25 protein-coding genes are annotated in these 23,319 nt (G+C 72.9%); 14 read left to right on the top strand and 11 right to left on the bottom strand.

The features are described 5' to 3' along the window. The first annotated feature begins 18 nt into the window (after nt 1-18). The 4 genes from BM290_RS03070 to BM290_RS03085 are packed head-to-tail and all read left to right on the top strand — an operon-like array spanning nt 19 to nt 3,458. A complete protein-coding gene (locus BM290_RS03070; protein ID WP_093609630.1) occupies nt 19-951 on the top strand; it encodes an ABC transporter ATP-binding protein in 933 nt (310 codons plus the stop codon). After that, nucleotides 948-1,685 (top strand): ABC transporter permease, encoded by a 738-nt coding sequence (locus BM290_RS48060; protein WP_177319556.1) that lies wholly within the window; start codon nt 948-950, stop codon nt 1,683-1,685. The genes BM290_RS03070 and BM290_RS48060 overlap by 4 nt, the downstream gene beginning before the upstream one ends. Nucleotides 1,686-1,701: 16 nt before the next feature. Continuing rightward, on the top strand, nt 1,702-2,868 hold the full coding sequence (locus tag BM290_RS03080) for a sensor histidine kinase (RefSeq protein ID WP_093609634.1): 1,167 nt from the start codon (nt 1,702-1,704) through the stop codon (nt 2,866-2,868). Then, a complete protein-coding gene (locus BM290_RS03085; protein WP_093609636.1) occupies nt 2,865-3,458 on the top strand; it encodes a response regulator transcription factor in 594 nt (197 codons plus the stop codon). Before BM290_RS03080 ends, BM290_RS03085 begins: the two co-directional genes overlap by 4 nt. 60 nt (nt 3,459-3,518) lie before the next feature. On the opposite strand, the gene BM290_RS03090 is transcribed toward BM290_RS03085, so the two are convergent. Then, nucleotides 3,519-5,657 carry a molybdopterin oxidoreductase family protein gene (locus BM290_RS03090; protein WP_093609638.1) on the bottom strand — a complete coding sequence of 713 codons (2,139 nt, stop codon included), beginning with the start codon at nt 5,655-5,657 and terminating at the stop codon, nt 3,519-3,521. 115 nt (nt 5,658-5,772) lie between these two features. Here BM290_RS03090 and BM290_RS03095 point away from each other — a divergent pair, with 115 nt between their 5' ends. Then, complete coding sequence (locus tag BM290_RS03095) at nt 5,773-6,294, top strand: RNA polymerase sigma factor (RefSeq protein ID WP_093609640.1); 522 nt, start codon at nt 5,773-5,775, stop codon at nt 6,292-6,294. Next, nucleotides 6,291-6,908, top strand: coding sequence for a hypothetical protein (locus BM290_RS03100; protein WP_093609642.1), 618 nt, complete (start codon nt 6,291-6,293; stop codon nt 6,906-6,908). The genes BM290_RS03095 and BM290_RS03100 overlap by 4 nt, the downstream gene beginning before the upstream one ends. 6 nt (nt 6,909-6,914) lie before the next feature. Here the strand turns inward: BM290_RS03100 and BM290_RS03105 are convergent, their stop codons facing one another. The 7 genes from BM290_RS03105 to BM290_RS48065 all read right to left on the bottom strand — a co-directional run bounded on the left by BM290_RS03105 (nt 6,915) and on the right by BM290_RS48065 (nt 14,347). Next, a complete protein-coding gene (locus tag BM290_RS03105) occupies nt 6,915-7,568 on the bottom strand; it encodes a DUF3159 domain-containing protein (RefSeq protein ID WP_093609936.1) in 654 nt (217 codons plus the stop codon). Nucleotides 7,569-7,863: 295 nt separating this feature from the next. After that, complete coding sequence (locus tag BM290_RS03110; RefSeq protein WP_093609644.1) at nt 7,864-9,828, bottom strand: S8 family serine peptidase; 1,965 nt, start codon at nt 9,826-9,828, stop codon at nt 7,864-7,866. Nucleotides 9,829-9,900: 72 nt separating this feature from the next. Beyond that, nucleotides 9,901-10,179 (bottom strand): hypothetical protein, encoded by a 279-nt coding sequence (locus BM290_RS03115; RefSeq protein WP_093609646.1) that lies wholly within the window; start codon nt 10,177-10,179, stop codon nt 9,901-9,903. Between the two features lie 13 nt (nt 10,180-10,192). Then, a complete protein-coding gene (locus BM290_RS03120; RefSeq protein ID WP_143133589.1) occupies nt 10,193-10,732 on the bottom strand; it encodes a hypothetical protein in 540 nt (179 codons plus the stop codon). Between the two features lie 269 nt (nt 10,733-11,001). Next, nucleotides 11,002-13,176 (bottom strand): hypothetical protein, encoded by a 2,175-nt coding sequence (locus BM290_RS03125; RefSeq protein ID WP_143133590.1) that lies wholly within the window; start codon nt 13,174-13,176, stop codon nt 11,002-11,004. A gap of 46 nt (nt 13,177-13,222) precedes the next feature. Beyond that, the gene (locus BM290_RS03130) at nt 13,223-13,831 is read right to left on the bottom strand and encodes an MBL fold metallo-hydrolase (RefSeq protein WP_093609652.1); all 609 of its coding nucleotides are present in this window, start codon (nt 13,829-13,831) and stop codon (nt 13,223-13,225) included. Nucleotides 13,832-13,885: 54 nt separating this feature from the next. Further along, nucleotides 13,886-14,347, bottom strand: a complete 462-nt coding sequence (locus BM290_RS48065) for a hypothetical protein (protein ID WP_093609654.1) — start codon at nt 14,345-14,347, stop codon at nt 13,886-13,888. A 101-nt stretch (nt 14,348-14,448) separates the two neighbouring features. On the opposite strand from BM290_RS48065, the gene BM290_RS03140 reads away from it, so the two are divergent. Next, entirely contained in the window at nt 14,449-15,135 is a 687-nt protein-coding gene (locus tag BM290_RS03140) for a response regulator transcription factor (RefSeq protein WP_093609656.1), read from the top strand. After that, nucleotides 15,132-16,385: a sensor histidine kinase gene (locus BM290_RS03145; protein ID WP_093609658.1), complete on the top strand. Its 1,254-nt coding sequence runs from the start codon at nt 15,132-15,134 to the stop codon at nt 16,383-16,385. The genes BM290_RS03140 and BM290_RS03145 overlap by 4 nt, the downstream gene beginning before the upstream one ends. A 109-nt stretch (nt 16,386-16,494) precedes the next feature. On the opposite strand, the gene BM290_RS47055 is transcribed toward BM290_RS03145, so the two are convergent. After that, complete coding sequence (locus tag BM290_RS47055; protein WP_143133591.1) at nt 16,495-16,875, bottom strand: PepSY domain-containing protein; 381 nt, start codon at nt 16,873-16,875, stop codon at nt 16,495-16,497. Between BM290_RS47055 and BM290_RS47060 the strand changes: the two genes are divergently transcribed. Then, nucleotides 16,856-17,266 (top strand): hypothetical protein, encoded by a 411-nt coding sequence (locus BM290_RS47060; RefSeq protein WP_143133592.1) that lies wholly within the window; start codon nt 16,856-16,858, stop codon nt 17,264-17,266. The genes BM290_RS47055 and BM290_RS47060 overlap by 20 nt on opposite strands. Before the next feature lie 3 nt (nt 17,267-17,269). Here the strand turns inward: BM290_RS47060 and BM290_RS03155 are convergent, their stop codons facing one another. Beyond that, complete coding sequence (locus BM290_RS03155; protein ID WP_093609662.1) at nt 17,270-18,490, bottom strand: MFS transporter; 1,221 nt, start codon at nt 18,488-18,490, stop codon at nt 17,270-17,272. 65 nt (nt 18,491-18,555) lie between these two features. On the opposite strand from BM290_RS03155, the gene BM290_RS03160 reads away from it, so the two are divergent. From BM290_RS03160 to BM290_RS03180, 5 genes are read left to right on the top strand one after another with little or no spacing between them, the layout of a single operon-like run. Next, nucleotides 18,556-19,140: a DUF4232 domain-containing protein gene (locus BM290_RS03160; RefSeq protein WP_177319557.1), complete on the top strand. Its 585-nt coding sequence runs from the start codon at nt 18,556-18,558 to the stop codon at nt 19,138-19,140. Continuing rightward, nucleotides 19,122-20,051 (top strand): hypothetical protein, encoded by a 930-nt coding sequence (locus tag BM290_RS03165; protein ID WP_143133593.1) that lies wholly within the window; start codon nt 19,122-19,124, stop codon nt 20,049-20,051. Before BM290_RS03160 ends, BM290_RS03165 begins: the two co-directional genes overlap by 19 nt. A gap of 34 nt (nt 20,052-20,085) precedes the next feature. Further along, complete coding sequence (locus BM290_RS03170; protein ID WP_239143276.1) at nt 20,086-20,610, top strand: SigE family RNA polymerase sigma factor; 525 nt, start codon at nt 20,086-20,088, stop codon at nt 20,608-20,610. Then, complete coding sequence (locus tag BM290_RS03175; protein ID WP_093609670.1) at nt 20,607-21,578, top strand: hypothetical protein; 972 nt, start codon at nt 20,607-20,609, stop codon at nt 21,576-21,578. Before BM290_RS03170 ends, BM290_RS03175 begins: the two co-directional genes overlap by 4 nt. Nucleotides 21,579-21,581: 3 nt before the next feature. Beyond that, on the top strand, nt 21,582-21,989 hold the full coding sequence (locus BM290_RS03180) for a hypothetical protein (RefSeq protein WP_093609672.1): 408 nt from the start codon (nt 21,582-21,584) through the stop codon (nt 21,987-21,989). A 79-nt stretch (nt 21,990-22,068) separates the two neighbouring features. Here BM290_RS03180 and BM290_RS03185 read toward each other — a convergent pair whose 3' ends face one another. Beyond that, nucleotides 22,069-23,289, bottom strand: coding sequence for an MFS transporter (locus tag BM290_RS03185; RefSeq protein WP_093609674.1), 1,221 nt, complete (start codon nt 23,287-23,289; stop codon nt 22,069-22,071). Nucleotides 23,290-23,319 lie beyond the last annotated feature (30 nt).

Below are 23,319 nucleotides of genomic sequence, written 5' to 3' on the forward strand. Positions count from 1 at the left end.
ACCGCGAACCATGGGGGCATGAGCACACAGACGATCGAGGTGGACGGCCTCCGGCAGCGGTACGGGGATTTCGAGGCCGTCCGGGGCATCGGCTTCAGCGTCGGCGCCGGCCGGCTGTTCGCCCTGCTCGGCACCAACGGGGCCGGCAAGACCACCACGATGGAGGTTCTCGAGGGTTTCCGGCCGGCCGCGTCGGGGAGTGTGCGGCTGCTGGACGCGGACCCGTACCGGGACCGGCGGGCGTTGCGTCCCCGGGTCGGGATCATGCTGCAGGAGAGCGGCCTGATCGGGGATCTCACCGTCGCCGAGACGGTCGGCCTCTGGCGTGACCTGCACGCCGACCCGCTGCCGGCGGACGAGGCGCTGAAGAAGGTCGATCTCACCGACAGATCGGGCATCGCGGTACGGCAGCTGTCCGGCGGGCAGAAACGACGCCTCGACCTGGCGCTCGCCATCGTCGGACGGCCCGAGGTGCTGTTCCTCGACGAGCCGACGACCGGCATGGACCCGGAGGCCCGGATCGGCACCTGGCGGCTGATCCAGGAGCTGGTCGCGGGCGGTACGACGGTGCTGCTCACCACCCACTACCTGGAGGAGGCGGAGCGGCTCGCGGACCGGATCGCGATCATGCATCGGGGGGAGATCCGGGTCGCGGGGACGGTGCCCGAGGTGGTGTCCGGGCACGGCGACCGGATCGCCTTCCGGGTGCCGGCGCACACCCCGATCGACGCGTTGCCGCTGCTCGACGGCCGGCCTGCGGAGATCGCCGTGACCGACGGCCTGCCCACCGCCCGCTGGACGGTCAGCGGCGGCGACCCGGACGGCCGCGCCCACCGGGCGGTGGCGGCGCTCGTGGCGTGGGCCGCCGAGCGCGGCGTCACCCTGGACCGGCTGTCGGTCCGCCCCGCCTCCCTCGAAGACGTCTTCCTGAGCATCGTGGAGTCCCGGTGAAGACCGACCTCGCCCACATCCAGCGGCTGGCCCGGCTCGACCTGGCCCTGATCTTCCGCAACCGGTCGGCGCTGACCAACGCCGTCCTCATGCCGCTCGCCGTCGCCGCGTTCCTGGTGTTCACCGCCGACCAGGGCGGCCGGGACAACGTCGAGTTCGTGCTGACCGGCCAGATCGCCGGCCTGCTGATGTTCGCCCCGCTGGTGAACCTGGCCGGCTTCTACACCAGCCGCCGCGAGGAGCTGGTGCTGAAACGGCTGCTCGGCGGGCCGGCCTCGGCAGCCGCGATCCTCGGCGGCAGCGCGGCCGGCGCGACGGTGGTCTACCTGCTCCAGGCGTTCGCCGTCGGGGTCGCGGCCGTGGTCCTGGGTTTCGGGCTGCCCGGCAACCCGCTGCTCGTGGTGGTCGCGGCGCTCGGCGGGGCGGCGGTGTTCGCGCTGCTGTCGATGGCGATCTCCGGGGTCAGCGCGTCCGGTGAGCTGGCGCAGCTGGCGACCGTACCGGTGATGCTGATCTGCTTTGTCCTCTCCCCCGTGATCGTGCCGCCCGGTGCCTTCCCGGAGCCGGTCCAGCGGGTCGCCGACTTTCTGCCGCTGACCCCGGTCGCCGATCTGGTGCGCGCCGGGTACGGCGCGGCGTTCGACTGGTCGTCGCCGGCCCTGCTGGCGGCGTGGGTGGCGGTCGCGGCGGTGCTGGCCCGGCGGTTCTTCCGCTGGGACCCGCGGCGCGGCTGAAACGTAGGGTGTCGTCATGACCGGCGCCATCCAGCGGGCCCAGCGCATCACCATGTGGAGCCTCGGCTTCAGCCTGCTGCTGGCCTGGATCGGTGGCGCCGCCGGCGTCGGCCTGGCCGTCACCGGGGGCCGGGTGTCGCCGCCGCGGCTGGCCGTCGCCGCGGTGGCGCTGCTGATCTTCAGCTGGTCGTCGATCCGGCTGGTCCGGGCGCTGTCGGTGTTCTGGCCGCGGCAGGCGCGCCGCAGCCGCATCGAGACCGCGATCTCCGGGGCCGCCGCGCTGACGATCCTGCTCGTGCAGGACGCCAACCCGGCCTCCTGGGGGATGGTCCTGGTGGCCTGGCTCGGCCTGGCCGCGGTCCGGACCGGCCGGCTGACGACCCTCCTGCTGAGCCTCGGCGCCATCGCGGCCGGGGTGATGATCAACGCGGTGAATCCGGGCCCCGATCCGGTGGGCGTCGAGGTCGCGCTGCTCATCTACGGAGTGCTGTGCCTGACCGTGCCGTACGCGAACAAGCTCTGGATCTGGATCCTCGACCTGACCGAGCAGGCGCACCACAGCAAGGACGCGGAGGCCCGGCTGGCCGTCACCGAGGAGCGGCTGCGGTTCGCCCGTGACCTGCACGACCTGGTCGGCCACAGCCTGTCGGTGATCGCCGTGAAGAGCGAGCTGGCCGGCAAGCTCACCGCCATCGACGCCGGGCGGGCCGCCGAGCAGATGGCCGAGGTGCGTGCGCTGGCCCAGGACAGCCTGCGGCAGATCCGCTCGGCCGTCCGCGGATACCGGGTTCTCGACCTGGCCTCCGAGATCGCCAGCGTGCGGGCCATCCTGGAGGCCGACGGCATCCGCTGCAAGGTCGATCTTCCGGACGACGCCGTCGCACCGGCGGCCGCCGGACCGTTCGCCTGGGTGGTCCGGGAGTGCGCCACCAACATCCTCCGGCACAGTACGGCCACCTGGTGCACGGTCACCCTGTGGGTGGCCGACGGGTCGGCGGTGCTGGAGGTCGTCAACGACGGCGTGACCGCGGCCGTCGATCAGGCCGGCACCGGCCTGGCCGGACTCGCCGAGCGGCTCTCCGCCGTCGGTGGCGCCCTCACCGCCCAGCCCAGCGGTGACGGCCGGTTCGTGGTCCGGGCGACCGTCCCCGCCGCCGTCTCCTCCTCCTGGGAAGTCGCATGATCCGTGTCCTGCTCGCCGACGACCAGCACCTCATCCGGGAGGCGCTGGCCATGATGCTCGATTTCGAGGAGGACCTGACGGTGGTCGCCCAGTGCGGCCGCGGCGACGACGTGCTGCCCGCCGTCACCGCCCACGACCCGGACGTGATCGTCCTCGACATCGAGATGCCCGGCCTCGACGGCCTCAGCGTCGCCGAACTGCTGCCCGGCCGGGCCATGCTGATCCTCAGCACGTTCGCCCGGCCCGGATATCTGCGCCGGGCCATCGCCGCCGGGGTCCGTGGGTTCATCCCGAAGGACGCCTCCAGCGCCGAGCTGGCCGAGGCGATCCGCCGCATCCACGCCGGCGGCCGCTACCTCGACCCGGAGCTGGCCGCCTCCGCCATGATGGCCGGCGAGAGCCCGCTCACCGACCGGGAGCGGGACGCTCTCGCGCTCGCCGCCTCGGGCGCCTCGGTCGCCGACATCGCGTCCCGCCTGCACCTGACCGAGGGCACGGTCCGCAACTACCTGTCGAGCGCGATCACCAAGCTCGGCGCGCCCAACCGGCTGACCGCGATCCACCAGGCCCAGCGCATGGGCTGGATCTGACCCGGCCGGTCGTCAGGGCTGTCCCGGCGGGCCGGGGACAGCCCTGGGCGCCGGCCGGTCCTATGCGGGTTTCAGCTCGACCGGGATGCCGTTCAGGACGCTGTTGCCGGAGAGCGGGTCGATGACCAGCTCGTCGGTGAGGATGTTGGAGTTGACGCCGGGCGCGGTGGCGGCGACGGAGAGGCGCGTTCCGGGTACGTCGTGACCCCAGCCGTGCGGCAGGCTGACCACCCCGGGCATGAGCCGGTCGGTGACCTCCACGCGGACCGTCAGGGCCCCGGCCCGCGACGTGACCTGCGCGGGCTCGCCGTCGACCAGCGACAGACGATCGGCGTCGGCCGGGCTCACCTGCAGCGTGCACCGGTCCCGGCCCTTGATCAGCGCGGGCACGTTGTGCATCCAGCTGTTGTTCGAACGCAGGTGGCGGCGGCCGACCAGCACCAGGTCGTCGTGGCGGCGGGTCAGGGCGGCGTGCAGCCGGGCGGTCTCCCCGGCCAGCGGCGGCGCCACCAGCTCGACGGTGCCGGACGGCGTACGCAGCACCGCCGGGATCCGCGGCCGCAACGGCCCCAGGTCGATGCCGTGCGGGTTGTCGAGCAGCTGCTGGAGGCTCAGGCCGTACGCCCCGGTGCGCAACGCCACGTCCAGGAGCCGCTCGGCCGGGTGGTCGCCGGTGATCCGGTCGTGGATCTCGGCCGGCGCCTTCCGCAGCGCCTGCTGGAGCAGCATGTCGTGCAGCGGCGCCGGATCGGTGTCCGGCCGGCCGGAGATCATCAGGGTGAGACGGGCCAGGATGTCGCACTCGTCGGGCACCGACGGATCGGGCGGCAGGACCGGCGGGGAGTACGCCGCGAAGTTGCGCACCGACAGGGCCAGGAACGAGAAGTCGTAGTGGCCCTTCCGCGCCGCGTCGGTCGGCGGGAGCACCACGTCGGCGTGCCGGGTCGTCTCGTTCAGGTAGGGGTCGATGCTGACCATGAAGTCGAGCCCGCCCAGCGCACGGTCCAGGCGCCCGCTGTTCGGAGTGGACAGCACCGGGTTCCCGGCGATCGTGAGCAGCGCCCGGACCTGCTCGTCGCCGGGCGTCTCGATCTCGTCGGCGAGCGTCGCGACCGGCAGCTCACCCTTGACCTCGGGCAGGTTGCGGACCCGGCTGTGCCAGCGCCCGACCCGGAAACCCGTCCCCCGTTTCGCCTCCTCGGCCAGGTGCGGGGCGAGCGGGAACATGACACCGCCGGGCCGGTCGAGATTGCCGGTCAGAATGTTGATCACGTCGACCAGCCAGCTCGCGATGGTGCCGAACTCGACGGTGCACGTGCCGATCCGGCCGTAGACCGCGGCGGTCGGCGCGGCGGCCAGCTCACGGGCCAGGCCGCGGATCCGCTCGGCCGGGATCCCGCAGGCGTCGGCGACGGCCTCCGGGGCAAAACCGGCGGCCAGCGCACCGACCTCGTCGACGCCGGTCACGTGCTCCGCCAGGTCACCGAGGTCGACCAGGCCCTCGGCGAACAGCGTGTGCACGATGCCGAACAGCAGGAACGCGTCCGCGCCCGGCCGGATGAACAGGTGCTCGTCGGCGTGCGAGGCGGTCACCGTACGGCGCGGGTCGACGACCACGAACCGGCCGCCCCGGGCCTGCAGCGCCTTCAACCGGCCCGGGAAGTCGGCGGCGGTCGCCAGGCTGCCGTTCGACTCCCACGGGTTGGCGCCGAGGATCAGCAGGAAGGCGGTACGGTCCACGTCCGGCACCGGGATGATCAGCGGATTGCCGAACAGGTAGCCGCACGACACGTGTTTCGGCATCTGGTCGACGGTGCTCGCCGAGTAGACGTTGCGGCTGCCGAGCGCGCGCAGCAGCGGGGTGACGTAGAGGCCGCCCGACATGGTGTGCGCGTTCGGGTTGCCGAGATAGACGGCCAGCGCATTCGGGCCGTACCTCTCGAGGATCGGGCGAAGACCTGCCCGGACCGCGTCGAAGGCCTCGTCCCAGGAGGCCTCGCGGCCGTTGACGAGCGGCTGACGCAACCTGTCCGGATCGTGGGTGAGCTGCCCGAACATCGCACCCTTGGGGCAGACGAAACCCTGGCTGAAGACGTGCTCACGGTCGCCGCGGGCGGCGGTCACCCGGTCGCCGTCGACGGTCAGCGCGAGACCGCAGGCGGCCTCACAGAACGGGCATGTCCGGTACGCGGTCCGCATGGCTCTCTCCCGACGCTGAGTTACCGGTCAGTATCCTTGCACTGGCCGTGAAAAAACACCCCGCCGGCCCGTGAAAGAACCGCCCCCGTGCCGGACATGAGACAGGGTGGACCCCGTGAACGTGGACTCGCGCCGGGCGCGGTTCGAGACCCTGGCGCCGGCGGTGATCGACGCGGTCCGGCGCTACCTGGCCCGGCGCACCGACCCGGCGACCGCCGACGACGTGCTCTCCGAGACGCTGCTGATCTGCTGGCGCCGGCTCGACGAGATGCCGGCCGAACACCTGCCCTGGGCGTACGGCGTGGCCCGCCTCTGCCTGGCCAACGCCGAACGCGGACAGCGCCGCCAGTTCCGGCTGCTCGCCCGGATCTCCCGGCTCGACCCGCCACCGCAGATCGTCGACGGCCCGGGCCCCGCCGACGACGACCTGGCCGCGGCCCTGCGCCGGCTCCGGCCCGAGGAAGCCGAGATCCTGCGGCTGTGGGCGTGGGAGGACCTGGCCCCCGCCGGCATCGCCGTCGTCCTCGGCATCACCGCCAACGCGGCGTCGATCCGGCTGCACCGGGCCAAGGAAAAACTGCGAAAGACCATGACCGCATCCGGACATGAGGAGTCGACAGAGGGGAGCCGGCCGTGACCGACGACGACGATCTGCGGGCCCGACTGCGGCGTACCGACCCGGCCGCATCGCTGGAACCGGCATCCCCCGCCCAGGTCGCGCGACTCGTGGAGGAAGCCATGTCCCGCAACACCCGACGGTGGGCGCTGCCCGTCGCCGCCGCGCTGGTCCTGATCGCCGGCGGTGCCGCCTGGGCGGTGACCAGGCCATCAACTCCGATCAACCCGGTGGCCGCGCCCACTACGACAGCGTCGGCAGCCGTCGTCTCCCCCGGCCCGGCCGCCTCGGCGGCGGTCGTCTCCCTCACCGCCTCCGGCGCGCAGGCCAAGTGCCGGGCGCCGGAACCGCAGCGTCTCGCCGAGTCCGCCGACTTCGCCTTCGAAGGAACGGTGGAGACGATCGAAAACGGTCAGGTCACCTTGAGCGTCACCCGCGTCTTCCGGGGTCGGCCGGCCGACCGGGTCACCGTCGCCCAGGAGGGTGAGACGTCCGAGACCATGCTCGGCAGCGGAAAGTTCGAGAAAGGCACGGACTATCTCGTCTCGGCCGCCGACGGCAGCATCCTGATCTGCGGCTACAGCGGTGAGGCCGACGCGATCGGGCTGCGCGAACTCTACGAGAAGGCCTTCTGAGCCGTCCTACGACGCGGTTGGCGCCGGCTCGTCGCCGGTCACCGGATGACGCAGGCCCGGGTGGTCCGCCGGCAGGTTACGGCGGATCACCCACCAGCTCACCGCCAGGCACGCGGCGACCAGCGGCCCGGACAACGCCACCCGCGCCGTCGCGAGAGCGGCGATCTGCCCGGCCTGATAGAGCGGCACGAACACGGCAAGCCGGATCACATACTGCACGACCCACACCCAGCTGCCCCGCGAATACGCCTTGAGCAGCACGGGATCACGCCGCCACCGGGTCCGCTGCCCGAGCACCGTACCGACGACGACGCCCAGCAGAGGCCACCGCATGACGATGCTGATGATCCAGGCGAGCGCGCTGGCCCCGTTGCTGAGCAGCTGCAACAGGAAGAAATCCTCCGCCCGCCCGGTGTGGAGCGCGATCAGCGCGGCCACACACACCACGAACAGCCCGATCAGCACAGCGCGCGGTTTATCCCCTTTACGCAGCCGCCAGACCGACAACCCGATCGCCACGACCACCGCCGAGACGGCCCCGCCCCAGATCGACTCACCGAAGGCCAGCCACCCACCCCCGAACCCGACCGCGGGCAACGAGGCATCCACCGCCGCCCGTCGCCCGTTCAGCAACTCCGCCAGCGATTCCGGCTGCGCCATGTCCACCCGCCCCTTGTGAGGTTAGGGCAGCCTAACCCGCGCGTCCGGCTCCGTCGACGTCAGGTGGGCGTGTCTCTCACCCCTTCTCCTCGTACGCCCACCCGCCCACCAACAGCCGCCCGCCGCCTGCCGGCCAGCGCTGTCACAGCCTGAAACAGCCGTGGGTGCCGGCCGGGCGGCGGCCAGCCACCCGGGGTCGTAACGGCCGCCGCGAAACAGCCGGGGTCTTCCCGGCCGGCGGACAGAGCCGTTTCAACGCGGGTCAAACAGCTGTGCGGGCCGGCGGGGGTGATCCTCAGTGGGTTTGGGGTAGCAGGCCCGCTGAACGCATGGCGGCGCGGAGCGGGTCGAGTGGTTCGCCTGCCGGGGCGGTCAGGGTGATTCGGCTCGGTCGGTTCTTGTCACCGTCCTGTGCCGGCTCGCCGCCGTCGAAGTGGGTCGGGAAATCCGTCGGTGATCCGGTGGAGGCGGCGAACGAGCCGCCCATCGGCGAACCTGTCGAAGCGCCGAACGGGCCACCCAGCGGTGAACCCGCGGGAGTGGCGAACGGGCCGGTCATCGGTGGGCCCGCGGAGGTGCCGAACGGGAACGGGCCGGCCGGCGAGGTGCTGAAGTGGGGGGCCGGCGGGGTGGCCAGGTGGGTGGCCATGGGGGGCGGCAGGTGGGTGGGTATCGGCGGGGGCAGCTGGGCGAAGTGGGCGTGGGCCACGGTGGGGACGCTGACCGGGATGAGGCCGGACTGGGCCATCATGGTCCAGAGTTCGGCCAGGATGGGGTGGGCCGGTGGGCTCGTGGTGACCGGTGGGACCAGGCCGAGGGCGGCGACCGCGTCGGGAAGGCCGGCGCCGCTGCGGGTCGGGTCGCCCAACGGCAGCGGGCGGCAGCTTCCGCGGATCAGCTCGAACAGGTGGTCCACGCGGGCGCTGTCGCGGGCCGCGCCCCGGAAGTCGGGGTGGTGGGCGAGCAGCAGGGCGGCGAGGCCGGTCACGTACGGGGCGGCGCACGACGTGCCGTCCCAGGCGGCGTATCCGGCGGCCGGGACCGACGACACGATCGCCACTCCGGGCGCGCACACGTCGATCTCCGGGCCGTGGCAGGTGAACGACGCGGAGAAGTAGCCCTCGACGGTGGGTACGCCGTACACCCGGGTGGCGTGGTAGCTCTCCGGCGGGTAATCGCCGAGCCGGCCGATCGCCGCGACCGCCAGCACCGTCGGCAGCGACGCCGGGAACATGACCGGGCCGCCGGAGCTGCCGGCCGCCGCCACGCAGGCGATCCCGGCCTGGCGGGCCTGTTCGATGCGGCGGGCCACCAGGGGTGACGGCTGCGCGTTGCCGAGGCTGAGGTTGATGACGTCGACGTTGTCGGCGATGCACCTGTCGATCGCCTCGATCAGATCGCTGAACCGGCCGTCCGGCAGAACCCGGTAGGAGTGCAGCACCGCTTCCGGGACCACGCCGACGATGCCGTGGCCGTCGTCGGCGCCGCCGATGATGCCGGCGACGTGGGTGCCGTGGCCGAGCGGGTCCTCCCACTGGTCGCGTTCGCCGACGACCCGGCCGGCGAGGTCGGGGTGTTCGACGGAGGCGCCGGAGTCGACGATCGCGATGCGTATCCCGTCGCCGCGGAACGTCGGCGGGAGGGCGTCGAACCGCATGGCCCGGCGCGCCCAGCCGTCCAGCGGCCGCTGCGGGAACCCGGGGAACGTCTCGGCGAACGACGGGCAGGTCACCAGGTTGGGCGCGTCGGCGGTCAGTTCGGGACGGCCCAGCCAGACCGCCCAGTAGTCCTGACGGGGTTTGACGTGCACCCCGTCGAGGGCGTGCAGCACTCCGGCCGGGGCGTCGATCGTCACGGTGCCGTCCTGGGCGGTCACCCCGCGCAGCAGGAACGTCTCGTTCATCAGGTAGATCTCGGCGCCCTCCAGGGGGCGGCCGTCGCTGCCGGTGACCAGGAACGGGACCCGGGCGACGCCGCCGGACGGCGAGACGGACGGGTCGGGCATCGGGCTCGCGCAGCGCAGCGGCAGGTCCGGTTCGACGTGGGCGGCGCCGGAGGCGGTGAGCATGGCGGCCCGGTCGGCGTCCATCTCGACCACGGCGAAGCTGGGCGCGGTGGAGACGACACGGTGGACGGTGGTGGCGGGGTCCTCGCCCAGCCGGGCGAGGAGGTGGTCGGCCTCGTGCGGGGCGCCGAGCGGCGCCACCAGGTAGCGCTCGCGCCGCGAGCCGACCGGGACGGCGGAGTTGTGGTCGGTCATCGAAGACTCGATTCGGTTCGTGAGGGTGCGGCCGGATCCGGTGAGCGGATCCGGCCGCGGTGGTTCGATGCGTTACAGAGCGGGCAGGCCCGGGACGGTGGCGCGCAGATGCTGCACCGTCTGGAGCACCGCGACCGATTGGTGCAGGCTGGCCGCGTACTGCTGTGCCGCGTACTGCTGAACGGCCGTGACCAGGCCCGGCGCCAGGGCCGCGACCTGCGGCAGGACCGGTGAGGCCGCCTCCAGCCAGCGGTAGCACCGCTGAATGCTCGCAGCCGCCGGTTGCCGCATCGCCTCGACGGGAGGTTCCGCCACGAAAGGCCCGAACGGCATCGTGCTGATGTAGGTCACGGCCGGCTCCGGGTCAGTTCCACATCTGCTGGCCGTACGGCGAGCCGAAGCCGCCGTAGGCGCCGGGGTGGCCCTGCTGCCAGTGCCGGGCGATGGCCTGCTGGATCATCTGCTGCTGGATCTGGTGGGCGATCGCCTGCTGGATCTGCTGCTGCTGCACCTGCTGCACGATGGCCTGCTGGATCTGTGCCTGCTGCACCTGCTGGGCGATGGTCTGCTGCACGTGCTGGGCGATCGCCTGCTGGAGCTGCTGCTGCTGGAACGGGTTCTGCTGCTGGAACGGATTCTGCTGCTGGAACGGGCTCTGCTGCTGGAACGGGCTCTGCTGCTGCAACAGACCCTGAAGCGGGTTCTGCTGCTGGAACGAACCCTGGAACGGGCTCTGCTGCTGCAACAGGCTCTGGAGCGGGTTCTGCTGGTACAGGTGCGCGGCGCTCAACTGGCCGTACTGCTGCCCGTACTGCCCCATCTGCGGGTCGAGCCCGAACCCGGAGCGCATCGGATCTCCGAGCGAGGTCGCCGGATTGGTCGGTGCGTACGTCGCCGTGCTCATGGAATGTCTCCCCTCGGTCTGCGGGCGGATCCCCGATGACCTGCCCGCGTGCCGAAACGCAACGTATTCGAAACATTTCGGACCGTCTCGGGAGTCCGGGAAAACCCAGCGCCGACGGCACCGGGCGAGGACACTGGACGCGCTGCCCGGGGGTGAGGCCGCAACCGAACGCCTTCGCCCGAAAGGCGCGCTGACGGGCGGGACCGGACGCCCGCGTCGCGAGGTAGGCCCGGGAGTGGGTGGTTCGGCGGGCGGGGTGGACCGTACCCCTAAGGGGTCTTCTCCGCCGGAAGCAGCAGGGTGGGGCTGGGCCGCTCCCAGACGCGGGCCGGGTCGTTGAGCGGGTCGACGTGCCAGAGAAGCACCGGGACGGTCGCCTTGACCAGCCGGCCACCGGTGACCGTGGCCATCGAGCCGGTCGTGGACAGCTGCAGATCGGTGACCTTCAGGCCGGCCAGATAGTCGGCGGGCGCGGGCCGGCTGTCGCGGCCGGTGTTCGGCAGCAGCGCGTCGGCGAGGACGACCGCGTCCCAGGCCGGCAGCAGGAATCCGCCCAGGTCGTTGGGCAGGCAGGGCTGGCTCGTCATCTTCGCGGCGGCGTCGAGCGTGCAGGCGTCGCGCAACTCGCCGCTCGCGGCGGCCTCCGGCGCCCGGTCGGCGCAGGTGAAACGGTCCTCCTTCGCCATCCCGAACAGGTCGTGGAAATGCTGGATCTGGCCGGTGAGGACGGTCAGCGACGACTCGGTGAGCGCGGAGCAGCCCGGACCGCCGACGTAGTAGTCGACCGGCCAGTCGGCCATGCTCACCGCACGCATCTGGTAGTTGGCCATGAACCGGCTGACCGAGCCGTCGGCGATCACCAGGCGCGGGCGGGCGTGGCCGCACACCTCCTTGATCCGCTGGACGAAGTCGGCGAACCGGGTCCAGCGGTCGGCGAAGTAGACGACAGTGGGCGGGCCGTCGGTGTCGTCGCAGATCGTCTCGTCGATCCGGTCCAGCGCCGGGAGGTGCCGGGTGCTGGCCCTGTCGTTCGGCGCGACCGCGGCCAGCAGGTCGTTGACCAGCGACGTGGTGTAGAGGTCGGTGGCGTTGGGCTGCTGGTAGATGTCGAGGCGGTAGCCGTCCGGGAACTCGTCGGAGAGGCGGACCGCGGTGTCCGTGGCGTACTCCAGATTGGGCGGCGCCAGCTGCAGGTAGCCGGCCCGGTCGACGAACGGGCGGCCGGGCGCGCCGAAGTCGGCCAGCAGGTTCGGGGCGATGAACGGGATCCCGGCGCCGAGCAGGCTGCTGATCGCGGTCTGCGTGGTGTCCCGGCTGTCGCCGCCGCCGATCACCACGAGCCGCGGGCCGAGCGCGTCACGCTGCTCGATGATCATCTTGGCGATGTCGCCGGCGTGCCGGACGTCCTGGGTGGCGTCGGCGATCACCACGTGCAGGCGGTGATCGGTGGTGTCCTCGATGTGCTTCTGGGCGAAGAGCATGGCCCGCAGCTGATCGCGTTCGGACGGGTAGTCGCGGCCGTCCGCACAGCCGGTCCCCCCGCCGGGCGGCGGGTCGCAGGAGAGCGCGCCCAGCCAGACCACCGTCAGGTCGGCGGGCTCCAGCGGCCTGTTGGCGGCCAGGATACGGCGCTCCAGCGCGGTGGTGACCGGGTCGCGGCCGAAGGCGGTCGCGGCGAACACCCCGGCGTCGGCGGTGTCCAGCAGGCCGTAGCAGCGGGTGCCGTCGGCGGTCGCCCGCAGCACGGTGATGCCGGTCGAGGTGGGCAGCGTGTAGCAGTTGTGCATGACGCCGGGCAGCCAGTCCGCGCGGGTCCAGCCGAGATAGCCGAGCAGCAGCGTCAGCACGGCCAGCACCGCCTGATGCGTGATCGTCAGGGCGGGCTGCTTGAAGAGGCCCACCAGCTTGTCGGAGACGAGCACCGGCAGGATCACCGCGGCCAGCGACACGGCCAGCGCGCGGGCCTCGGTGCTGCCCTGGAAGAACGTGGCCACGAAGACGGTCGCCGCGGCGAAGACCACGGCCGTGGTGCCGAGCACCAGGACCAGCCGCAGGTTGGGGCTGAGCAGGGTGGCGATCGCGGCCAGCGCCACGGTCACCAGGATGGTCCAGACCCCGACATAACCGGTGATGCCGGCGTGCACGATCAGCACCAGCAGGGCGAGGATCGCGGCGAGCCGGGAGCGGGGGCGGTCGGCGATGAACGACGGCAGGCTCGGCGCGTCGGCGGTCGCGTCGGCCAGCACCGACCGTACCCGCACGCCGAGCCGCAGCAGCGCCCACAAGGCCGCCGCCGACGCCAGGACCAGCACGATCGACCAGAGACCGGCGGCGCCGGCGAGCAGCGAGCGGATCACGATCAGCCCGGCCAGCACCACGGCGGCCAGGCGGAGGAGCACGTCCGCGGTCAACAGGGAGCGCAGCAGTCGACCGCGGCCGGACATCGATTCCCCTCCCTGTCGACGTGACGCCGATGGTAGGGGCAGGGTGCTACTGAAGCCGGGACGCCTCCGCCTCGATCGTCGTGTCGTCGCCGTGGCCGGTGTGCACCACCGTCGACGGAGGCAGCGCGAACAGCCGCTTCCGGATCGAGTCGACGATCAGATCGGCATCCGAGTACGACCGGCCGGTCGCGCCCGGGCCGCCGTTGAACAGCGTGTCACCGGTGAAGACCTCGCCCAGCTCGGCCGCGTAGAGGCAGACCGCGCCCGGAGCGTGACCCGGCGTGTGCAGCACCTCCAGCGTCGACCCGGCCACCTCGATCCGGGCGCCGTCGGCGAGATCGATGTTCCACCACACGTCACGGCCGTGGGTCAGCTCCCACAGCGGCCACTCCGCCGGGTGCAGCAGGATCGGCGCGCCGGTCCGCTCGCGCAGCTCGGGCGCGACCCGGACGTGGTCGTCGTGGGCGTGGGTGCAGACGATCGCCACCAGCCGGCGCTCCCCCACCACCGCGAGGATCGCGTCCACGTCGTGCGGGGCGTCGATCACCACACATTCGTCGTCGTCGCCGACCACCCAGATGTTGTTGTCGACGTCGAAGGTCTGACCGTCCAGGCTGAAGGTGCCGGAGACGACACCGTGATCCACACGCAGCATGCTCCGATTGTCCGCCACACGCGCCGGCGGGGAAGCGGCACCCGCGAACGCTGATCAGTCGTCGGCCCGGATCCGCAGCCGCGGCGTCCCCTGATCGCACCCGGTCAGCTCGACCTTCACCCGGTCACGGCCGCGGACCGCCCGGAACTCGCCCTCGTCGTCGTCCTGCTCGTGCACCTCGAACCCCTGGGCCGGCGACAGGGACAGGATCCGGTCGCACTCGGCGACCACGATGCCGCCCGCCGTCGGGAAGGACCGGGCCGTGCCCTGGTCCGGCGACGGGGGCGAGGACGGGGACGGCGACGGCAGCCGCGACGACGACGGTTCCGCCGAGGTCTCCTCCAGCGCCTGCCGGACCTCCTCCTCGGTGACCGCGGCGCCCTGCCGGGGCGTCAGCAGACCCGAGCCGACCAGGCCGATCCCGACCACGCCGACCATCACCGCGAGGAACGCCGCGACGATCCAGCCCAGGACGATGACCAGGGGAAGCCGGCCCAGCCGGTCGATGAGTCGCACCCGGTCACTATCCGCCGCCGGACGCTAAGCCGGGCACCGGACACCGCTAAGGGAAGGTTAAGAACGGTGGATCCGCCCGGCTCAGGGGCTACCGTGCAGCCGTGGCGAGACTCCTGCTCATCGAGGACGACCCGGCGATCCGTACCACCCTGCTGCGCGCGCTGCGGGACCGCGGGCACGCCGTGGCGGCGGCCGCCGCGGCGATGGAGGGACTGCAGACCGCCCTCGCCGAACGGCCCGACCTGATCGTGCTCGACCTGGGCCTGCCCGACCTCGACGGGCGGGAACTGCTGCGCATGCTCCGCGCGGTCAGCCGGATCCCGGTGATCGTGGCGACCGCCCGCGACGAGGAGACCGAGATGGTGCGCCTGCTCGACGCGGGCGCCGACGACTACGTGGTGAAACCGTTCACCGCCGCCCAGCTCGACGCGCGGGTCCGGGCGGTGCTCCGGCGCGGCGGGGGTGGCGGCGCCGAGGCCGCCCCGGTCCTCGAGGTGGGCGGGCTGCGCATCGACCCGGCCGCCCGCACGGTCACTCTGGACGGCACCGGCGTCGAGCTGACCCCGCGTGAGTTCGACCTGCTGCATCATCTGGCGCTGCGGGCCGGGCAGGTGGTCACCAAGCGGGAGCTGCTCAGCGAGGTGTGGCAGGTGCCGTACGGCGGGGCCGACAAGACCGTCGACGTGCACCTGTCGTGGCTGCGCCGCAAACTAGGCGAGACCGCGCAGGAGCCCCGCTACCTGCACACCGTCCGCGGGGTCGGCGTCAAGCTCAGCGAGCCGGCGTGAGAGCCCGGCTGACGCTGCTGGTCGCGGCGACGACGGTGCTCATGCTGCTGGCCTTCCTGGTGCCGCTCGCGGTGCTGATCCGGCAGGTCGCGCAGGATCGGGCGCTGGGCCGCGCCGACGACGTCGTCCAGTCGATCGTGCCGCTCGCCGCCACCGGGGACACCGGGGCGCTGCGGCTCACGGTGGAGGCGCAGACCGTACCCGTCACGGTCTTCCTGCCGGACGGCGACGTCCTCGGCGCCCCCGCCGAACCCACCCCCGCCGTGCTCCTCGCCGCCGCCCGGCACGGCTCGCTGACCGTCGCCACCGCCGCCGGCCGGGAACTGGTCGTGCCGGTCGTCGGCGCGGGCGGCGCCACCGTGGTGATCCGCACCCTGGTCACCGAGGCCGAGCTGACCCGCGGCGTCACCCGCGCCTGGGCCACGCTCGCCGCCCTCGGCGTCACCCTGGTGCTGCTCGGCCTGTTCGTCGCCGACCGTCTGGCCCGCGCCATCATCCGGCCGATCAGTGAACTCTCCGCCGTCTCGCACCGCCTGGCCGGCGCGGAGCTGACCGCCCGCGCCGAGGAGTCCGGGCCACCCGAACTACGCGAGGTCGCGGGGGCGCTCAACCATCTCGCCGGCCGCATCCAGGACCTGCTCGCCGCCGAACGCGAACGGGTCGCCGACCTGTCGCACCGGCTGCGCACGCCGCTCACCGCGCTCCGGCTGGAAGCCGAGTCGCTGCGTGACGCCGACGAGTCGGCCCGGGTCGCGGCCGCCACCGATCAACTGGCCCGCGCCGTCACCTCGGTCATCCAGCAGACCCGCCGGGCCGACGCCCCCGTCCGGCTCGCCGGCTGCGACGCCACGGCGGTGGTCGCCGCGCGGGTCGCGTTCTGGGCCGTGCTGGCCGAGGACACCGGGCGGGCCCTCCACCAGGAGCTGCCGTCCGGGCCGGCCCCGGTCGCGGTGCCCGCCGACGATCTGGCGGCGGCGCTGGACGCGCTGCTCGGCAACGTGTTCGCGCACACGCCGGACGGGACGGCGCTGTCGGTCGGCCTCGCCGCCCTGCCGGAGGGCGGGGCGGTGCTGACCGTCGCCGACGACGGGCCGGGGTTTCCGGCGGCGCTCGCCACCGGGCGGGGGGCCTCCGGGGGTGGCTCGACGGGGCTGGGCCTGGACATCGCCCGCCAGGTGGCGGCTGCCTTCGACCTGAGCCCGCCGGGCACACCCGGCGCCGTGATCCGCCTGACTCTCACCGCCCCCTGATCCCGCCGCCGGCCGGCTCCCCTCCAAGCAGCCACAACCAGCCCCCGGCCGGCTCGAGCGGCGGAGCGGGACCGGCCCCGCGGGGAGGCGGGGCCGGATCGGGGGGAGGTCAGTCGTCGCTGCCGCGGCCTCGGCCGCCCTTGTCGTCGCCGCCCTTGTCGTCGCTTCCCCGGCCGTGGTGGCTGCCGCTGTCGTCACGACCCCGGTCGTCGCTGCCCCGGTCGTCGCTGCCACGACCACGGTCGTCGCTGCCGGAGCTGCCGCGGCTACGGTCGTCGCTGCCGCTGCCGCTGCGGCCGCGGGAGCCGTCGGTGCGGTGGCGGGTCACCTCGCCGGTGGCGGCGTCCACGTCGATGTCGTGCTCGACGCCGTTGACGATCACGTCGACGTCCCAGACCAGGCGGCCGTGCTCGGTCTCGCGTTCGACGGATTCGACCCGTCCACCGCCGGCCGCCCGGATCGCGATCAACTTGGCCTGCGAAGCCGTCACCGCCGTCCCGCCTGCGGACGACGAGGACGAGTCATCGGAGGGGGAAGCGGAAGAGGAGGGAGAGGACGAGGAGGGAGACGGGGACGAGTCATCGGAGGGGGAAGCGGAAAAGGTGGGAGAGGACGAGGAGGGAGACGGGGACGGGGACACGTCCACCGAGTCGTCGGCGGTGGGCGACGGGCCGGCCGACGCCGACGGGCGGATGTCGTCGGAGCCGCCGGAGGCGAACGCGACGCCACCGAATCCGAGGGCCGCCACCACACAGGCAGTCATCATCACCGCGGCCATGTTCTTCTTGAGCTTCATCGTTCTTCCCTTCGACGGTTCGTGCGTCCGGTGTTCCGGACCGGGAGAACAATCGCGGGAAGATCACTATGGGCGCGCTGTGTGAACGTTAAGGCCGCGCTAACGCCGCGGTCCTCCGGCCGAGCCGTGCGAAGATCCAGGCGGCCGGCGCCAGCAGACCGGCGGACACCAGCAACGCGACCGGGATGGACGTCCGCCCGGCCAGCGCACCGAGCGGCGGCCCGCCCGCGACCTGCCCGATCGCGTCGAACTGGCTGTTCACGGAGAGCACTGTGGCGCGGGTGGACGAGTCGATTCCCCGGTTCAGCCAGGCGGATTCGAGCGGCCCGGACAGCGCCCGCGCCGCGTTGCGGGCCCACAGCGCGCCGACCGCCGCCCACAGCGCCCCGGCGAGGGCGAAGCCGATCATCCCGGCGACCTGCACGAGCACGAGGATCGTCAGCAGCCGGGGCAGGTGACCGGATTCGGTCAGCCCCGCTCGTTCGACGGCGTAGTTGGCGCCCAGCCCGATCAGCTGGCCGACGATGGCCAGCCCGGCGAACCAGACGGCCGGGGACGACACCCCGAGCACCGGCGGCAGCGCGAAGACGTCCAGCAGGTGCGCCGTCCACAGCCTGTCGAACGCCTCCCCGGACAGCCCGACGAGCAGGCTGACCAGCAGGAACGAGCGGACCAGCGGCCGCTGCCGGGCCTGCCGCACGCCGGCTGTGAAGGTGGCCCGCATCAGGCCGAAGGTGAGGCGCTCGTCCGCGGCGGCCGGCCGGAAGCGCGGTTCCCGCATCAGTGCCACGAGGACCACGGCGAGCAGGAGATAGCCGACACCGGCGAGGAGCATCGGCAGCCGCAGGCCGAGCAGCCCGACCGCACCCGCGGCGGCCGATCCGAGGACCATCGCGCCCAGCTCCAGCCGTTGCCCGCGCAGGAACACGTGGGTCAGCCGCTCCTCGCCCACCTCGTCGGCGATCCACGCCTCGATCGCCCCGGACGTGAACGTGTACCCGATCCCCCACACGACCTGCGCCGCCAGGATCCAGCCGAACGTCGGCAGACCACCCTGCAACAACAGCGAAAGACCGATCAAAATCAGCCCTAGTTGTACGGACAGAGTGCGCGACCGGGCATCCGCGAGCACTCCTGTCGGCACCTCGCCGAGGAAACAGGTGATCTCCATGACGGTGCCGACGAGCACCAGCTGCACCGGCGACAGGTGCGCCACCTGCACGTGGAAGACGAGCAGCAGGGTGAACGCGAAAGTCCACAGGAAACCGGAAACCGCGGTGAGCAGGTAGTAGACGCGCTGCTGACTCAACCGGCGCTCATCTCATGGTTCGGGGCCACGGCCGACACCTTAGCCGGGCTATCCTCCCCGTACCCATGAATATCTCCGTCTTGCGCCCGCTATCGCCGATCGTCGCGTTGGTCCTGCTCAGCGCCTGTGCGCCGCCCGGCACCGTGCCCGTTCCGGAGACCGGGCGGTCGACTCCGGCCCGGCCCGTGCCGTCGGCGTCCGCGGTGCGGCTCCCCGATCCGGTGCCCCGGTGTGTCGACGGGCGGGAAATCTCGGTCGGCGAGGGGGACGCGGCGTCCGGGCTGCGCGCCGTGGGGATCCGGCTGCGCAACTGCGGCGATAACGCGTACCAGATCATGGGTTATCCGGACCTCGGCGTCCTCGACGAGGACCGCAAGCCGCTCGATGTGCGGGTCCTGCACGGTGTCGGCGAGGTGACCGCCCTGCCGCCGTGGCAGGTCGAGCCGGCACGGCTGACCGTCGAGCCCGGTGAGACGGTCCACGCGCTGCTGGTGTGGCGCAACCTGACGACCGATGCGGAGACGGTGGCGGTCGGCGAGTTCGTGAGCGTCGCCGAGAAGACCGGGCAGCCGCGGCACCTGCTCGCGTTGCACATCGACGCCGGCAACACGGGCAAGGTCGCGATCAGCCCGTGGACCAGTCAATCCTGACCGGGAGAAGATCTACTGTGGGCAGCTACGCCGAGCTCGGCGACGCCGTGACACCGGCCGAGGAGGACCGGCACGGCGACCTGACGCCCGGTGAGATCCGGCTGCGGCGTCTCCTGGCGGCCGCCGGGGCCGTCGCCGTGGTGGTGGGCCTGCTGGTGTTCGTGCCGCGCCTGCTCCGTGACGAGCCGCCCGCGCCGTGGAACCCGCCGGACTGGTCGGCGCCGGTGTTCCCGTTCGAACCGTCCTACCTGCCGGGCGACCCGGCCGAGCCGAACGTCTTCCGCAGCGGCCCGGAGCTGACGGTCCAGTACGTGTACGGCGGCGGCTCCAAGACGCTCAGCGCGGAGGTGAGCACGCAGAGCCTCCGATGGGGCGCGCCCCTCACCGAGGAGCACCCGGGCGACGTCGGCGGCCGGGCGGCCACGATCCGGACCGCGCCGAACTTCGCGGGCGTGGTCTGGCAGCTCGCCGACGGCCGCCGGATGATGGCTCACGGCTGGGGCGGCTGGACCGAGGAGGAGGTGCTGCGGTTCGCCCGCGGCCTCGTGCCCGGCTCGGTGCCGTCGTCGTCGCCGTTCACGTTCGCCGAGGTGCCGCCCGGTCTCACCCTGCAGCAGCAGAGCCCGTGGAACATGTGCCTGGCCCCGCCGGAGGTGGCGGCCCGGACGGTCCCGCCCACCGGCCTCTGCGTCGAGCTGCCCCGCTCGGCCGCACGGATCAAGCAGCTCCCGGACGCCGAGACGGTCACCGTGGCCGGCCGCACCGCGCGTTACCAGAAGGACCGGACCGGTGGCGAGTTGCAGATCGACCTGGACGGCGGGCGGACCCTGCTGATCCAGTGGGACGAGAGCATCCGCCTGAAGCGCGACGACGTGATCCGATTCGCCGCGGCGACGACACCCGCCGGATAGGTAAGCGGATCCTGCTCCCCGGCGCGTCCTAGGTGTGACGGACGAACCGGCGGCGGGAGAGGCAGTGCACAGCGGCTTCGAGGACTACGTACGGGCCCGCGGGGATTCGCTGCGCCGGTTCGCCTATCTGATCTGCGGTGACCGGCACCTCGGCGAGGACCTCGTGCAGGAGGTGCTGGTCAAGGCGTACCGCCAGTGGCGGCGCATCGAGGCCGACCAGCCGGACCGCTACATCCGGACGGCGCTGGTCCGCTCGCACGTGTCGTGGCTGCGCCGCCGGTCCAGCGGGGAGCGTCCCGGGACCGTTCCCGACGAGCCCGCCGCCGGTGACTTCACCGAGGGGCAGGCGCTGCGTGACGAGCTGTGGGCCCGGCTCGGCGGGCTCACCCGCGCGCAGCGGGCCGTCATGGTGCTGCGCTACTACGAGGATCTCGACGACCGGCAGATCGGCGACGTGCTCCGGTGCTCGCCCAGCACGGTCCGGGTGCATGCCGCCCGCGCCCTGGCCCGGCTGCGGGCCGACCTGGCGACCGCCACGATCGAAGAGGTGAGGCCATGACCCTCGAGGAAGACCTGCGGGTCACCCTGCACGACCGGGCCGCGGCGGCGAGGCCACCGGCCGCCGATCTCCTGACGGAGGTGACCTCGGGGGTACGCCGTGACGTGCGCCGCCGGCGGCTGACAGCGGGCGGGGCGGGCGTCGCTGTGGTGGTGGCGGCTCTGGCCGTACCCCTGATGCGTCACGACGCCGACCCGCCGCGACCGCAACCGTTGCCGGCGGCGTCTCCCTCGCTGCCGGTCGGGTGGGAGCGCAGCATGTGGGCGCCGGCGCCGTTCTTCCCGCTCCGCCCGACGTGGGTGCCCGCCGATCTCGGGACCCGGCCGGAGGTCCTCCAGATGGGGCCCAACGAGGTTCTCCGGTACGAGCGGAACGGTGACGTGCTGACCGCCGAGATCGGTGTGGTCGATCCGGCGTGGGACGCGGAGACGACCGGCGAGCACGCCACCGAGGTCAACGGCGTTCCGGCGACCGTGCGTACGGCCGGCGCGGGCCCCGGCGACCGGTATGTGTCGGTGCGATGGCAGATGCCGGAGGTCGGCGGCTGGGTGCAGGTGACCAGTCGCGGACGGCACACCGAGGCGGAGGTGCTGCGGTTCGCCCGCGGGCTGGACGGCGGCATGGGCTCGATGGCGGGGACGAGCCTGGCGCCGTTCGTGTTCGGCGTCCTGCCGGTCCGCGTGAGCACCCAGTACCAGAGTCCCGACCAGGTCTGCCTCACCGACCGGGACGTGACTCGGCGGCGGGAGCCCGACGGCCTGTGCGTCCTCGTGGCCGACGAGCCGTTCGTGGGCGGCGGGGAACGGGTCACCGTCGCGGGACGTGCCGCGTCGCTGCGGCTCGACTCCGGTTCGCTGGTCATCGACCTGGGCGGGCGGGTGCTCACGGTGACCTGGGATCCGGGGCGGTTCCCGCTCAGCCGGGACGAGGTGCTGGCCTTCGCCGGTGGCATCACGTACCGGCGCTGACCCGTGCCCGTCCGCTTCTCCGAGCCGGAACCGATCCGTTGGTCGCTGGGCCGGGCCGTGGGCGTGCTCGACCCGTACCGGCCGTTCACGGTCCTGCGGGAGATCAGCGTGGTGGCCGAGAGCGAGCCGGCGACCGGTTTCGGCCATGCGGTACACACCCGCGGAATGATCAAGTTCGGTCGCCCGGACCTGATCATGGGGGTTCCGGAGGCCGGGATCGGCGAGGCCGCCCAGATCCTCAACCAGCTCGCCGCGATGCTCGCCGACGGTCACGTCCTCCACCCGGGCCGGCGTCTGCGCGTCGACGGTTCCCGGTCGCTCACCGCCGTCCCCTACGAGCCCGGCGACCGCATCCCCGACGTACGCCTGATCGGCGACGGCCTGCTCCTCACCGACGAAGCCACGGGGTGACGCGGGACTGACTGGAATGGGTGGCCGGCGCCCGGCGGGCGCGCCGGGGCCGGGAGGGGAAACGGGCGTCGCGGGGGAGCTACCGGACGGGGTGGGAAGGCGGGGCGGGGTCAGCCGTACCGCGCATGGGTTTTATCCAACGATGCAGCAGGTAGGCGGCCAGGAGACCGGAACCACCGACGGTGACGGCCGCCGTGGCGAGGCTCGCGGCGGCGGTGATGGCGCCGATCAGGAGCGGGCCGCCGCCCTGGCCGACGTCGGAGCAGAGGCGCCAGGCGCCGAGGAACTCGGCTCGGCCGGCGGACGGTGACGCGTCGGCGCCGAGGGTCATCACCAGGCCGGCGCTGAGGCCGTTGCCGACGCCCATGAGCAGCGCGACAGCGGTCAGGCCGGTGACGCCGCCGGCCAGCGGCAGGAGGGCGTGGGCGATGCCGAGGAGGGCCATCGCGGGTACGGCGGCGGCTCGGCGGCCGTAGCGGTCCATGAGTTTGCCGGCGGGGTAGAACAGCAGCATGTCGATGCCGCCGGAGACGCCGTAGATCAGGCCGATGGTGGCCGGGGACAGGTCCAGGGCGACGCCCCACAGCGGCAGGATCGTCTGGCGGGAGGCCCGGAGCGCGCCGACCAGCAGGACGGCCAGGCCCAGGGTGCGGAGGGTGCGCTGGTTGGCGCGGAGGACCTGGCGGAGGGTGGGGCGTTCGGCGCCGGGTGGGACGGCTCGATCGTGCGGGACCGGGGGCAGGAAGATCAGCACGGCGGTGGCGAGGCCCACGCCGGCGATCGCCACCAGGTAGGCGCCGTCGAGGCCGGCCGCGTGCATGGCGGCGGCGCCGAGGAACGGGCCGGTGAACGTGCCGATCCGGCCCACGCCGCCGAGGGTGGACATGGCTCGGGCGCGCAACTCGGGGCGGACGGCCTCGGTCAGGTAGGCGTGCCGGGACAGCGACCAGGCCGAACCGCACACGCCGAGGAGCGCCACGGCGGCGCCCAGCAGCAGGATGCTGGGGGCGAACATGCAGGCCAGGAGTGCGGGTACGGCGAAGGCGGACGCGGTGAGCATGGTGCGGCGCTCGCCGGCCCGGGAGATCAGCATGCCGGCCGGGAGGGAACCGCTGATCTGGCCCAGCCCGAGCAGGCCTGCCACCACGGCCGCGGCGGCCGGGGAGGCGCCGAGGCCGGTCGCGGTCAGGACGATCACCGGGGCGACCGCGCCGATGCCGGTGGAGTAGACCGCTGACGGCAGGTAGACGGTGGGGCCGAGCTGACGCAACGTCTGCCCCTGGGCGGCGGCCTCGGTCACGGACGCGCCCGGACGAAAGCCACAGGCTGC

Origin of the sequence: Actinoplanes philippinensis, from assembly GCF_900113015.1 — a bacterium.
Classification (GTDB): domain Bacteria; phylum Actinomycetota; class Actinomycetes; order Mycobacteriales; family Micromonosporaceae; genus Actinoplanes; species Actinoplanes philippinensis.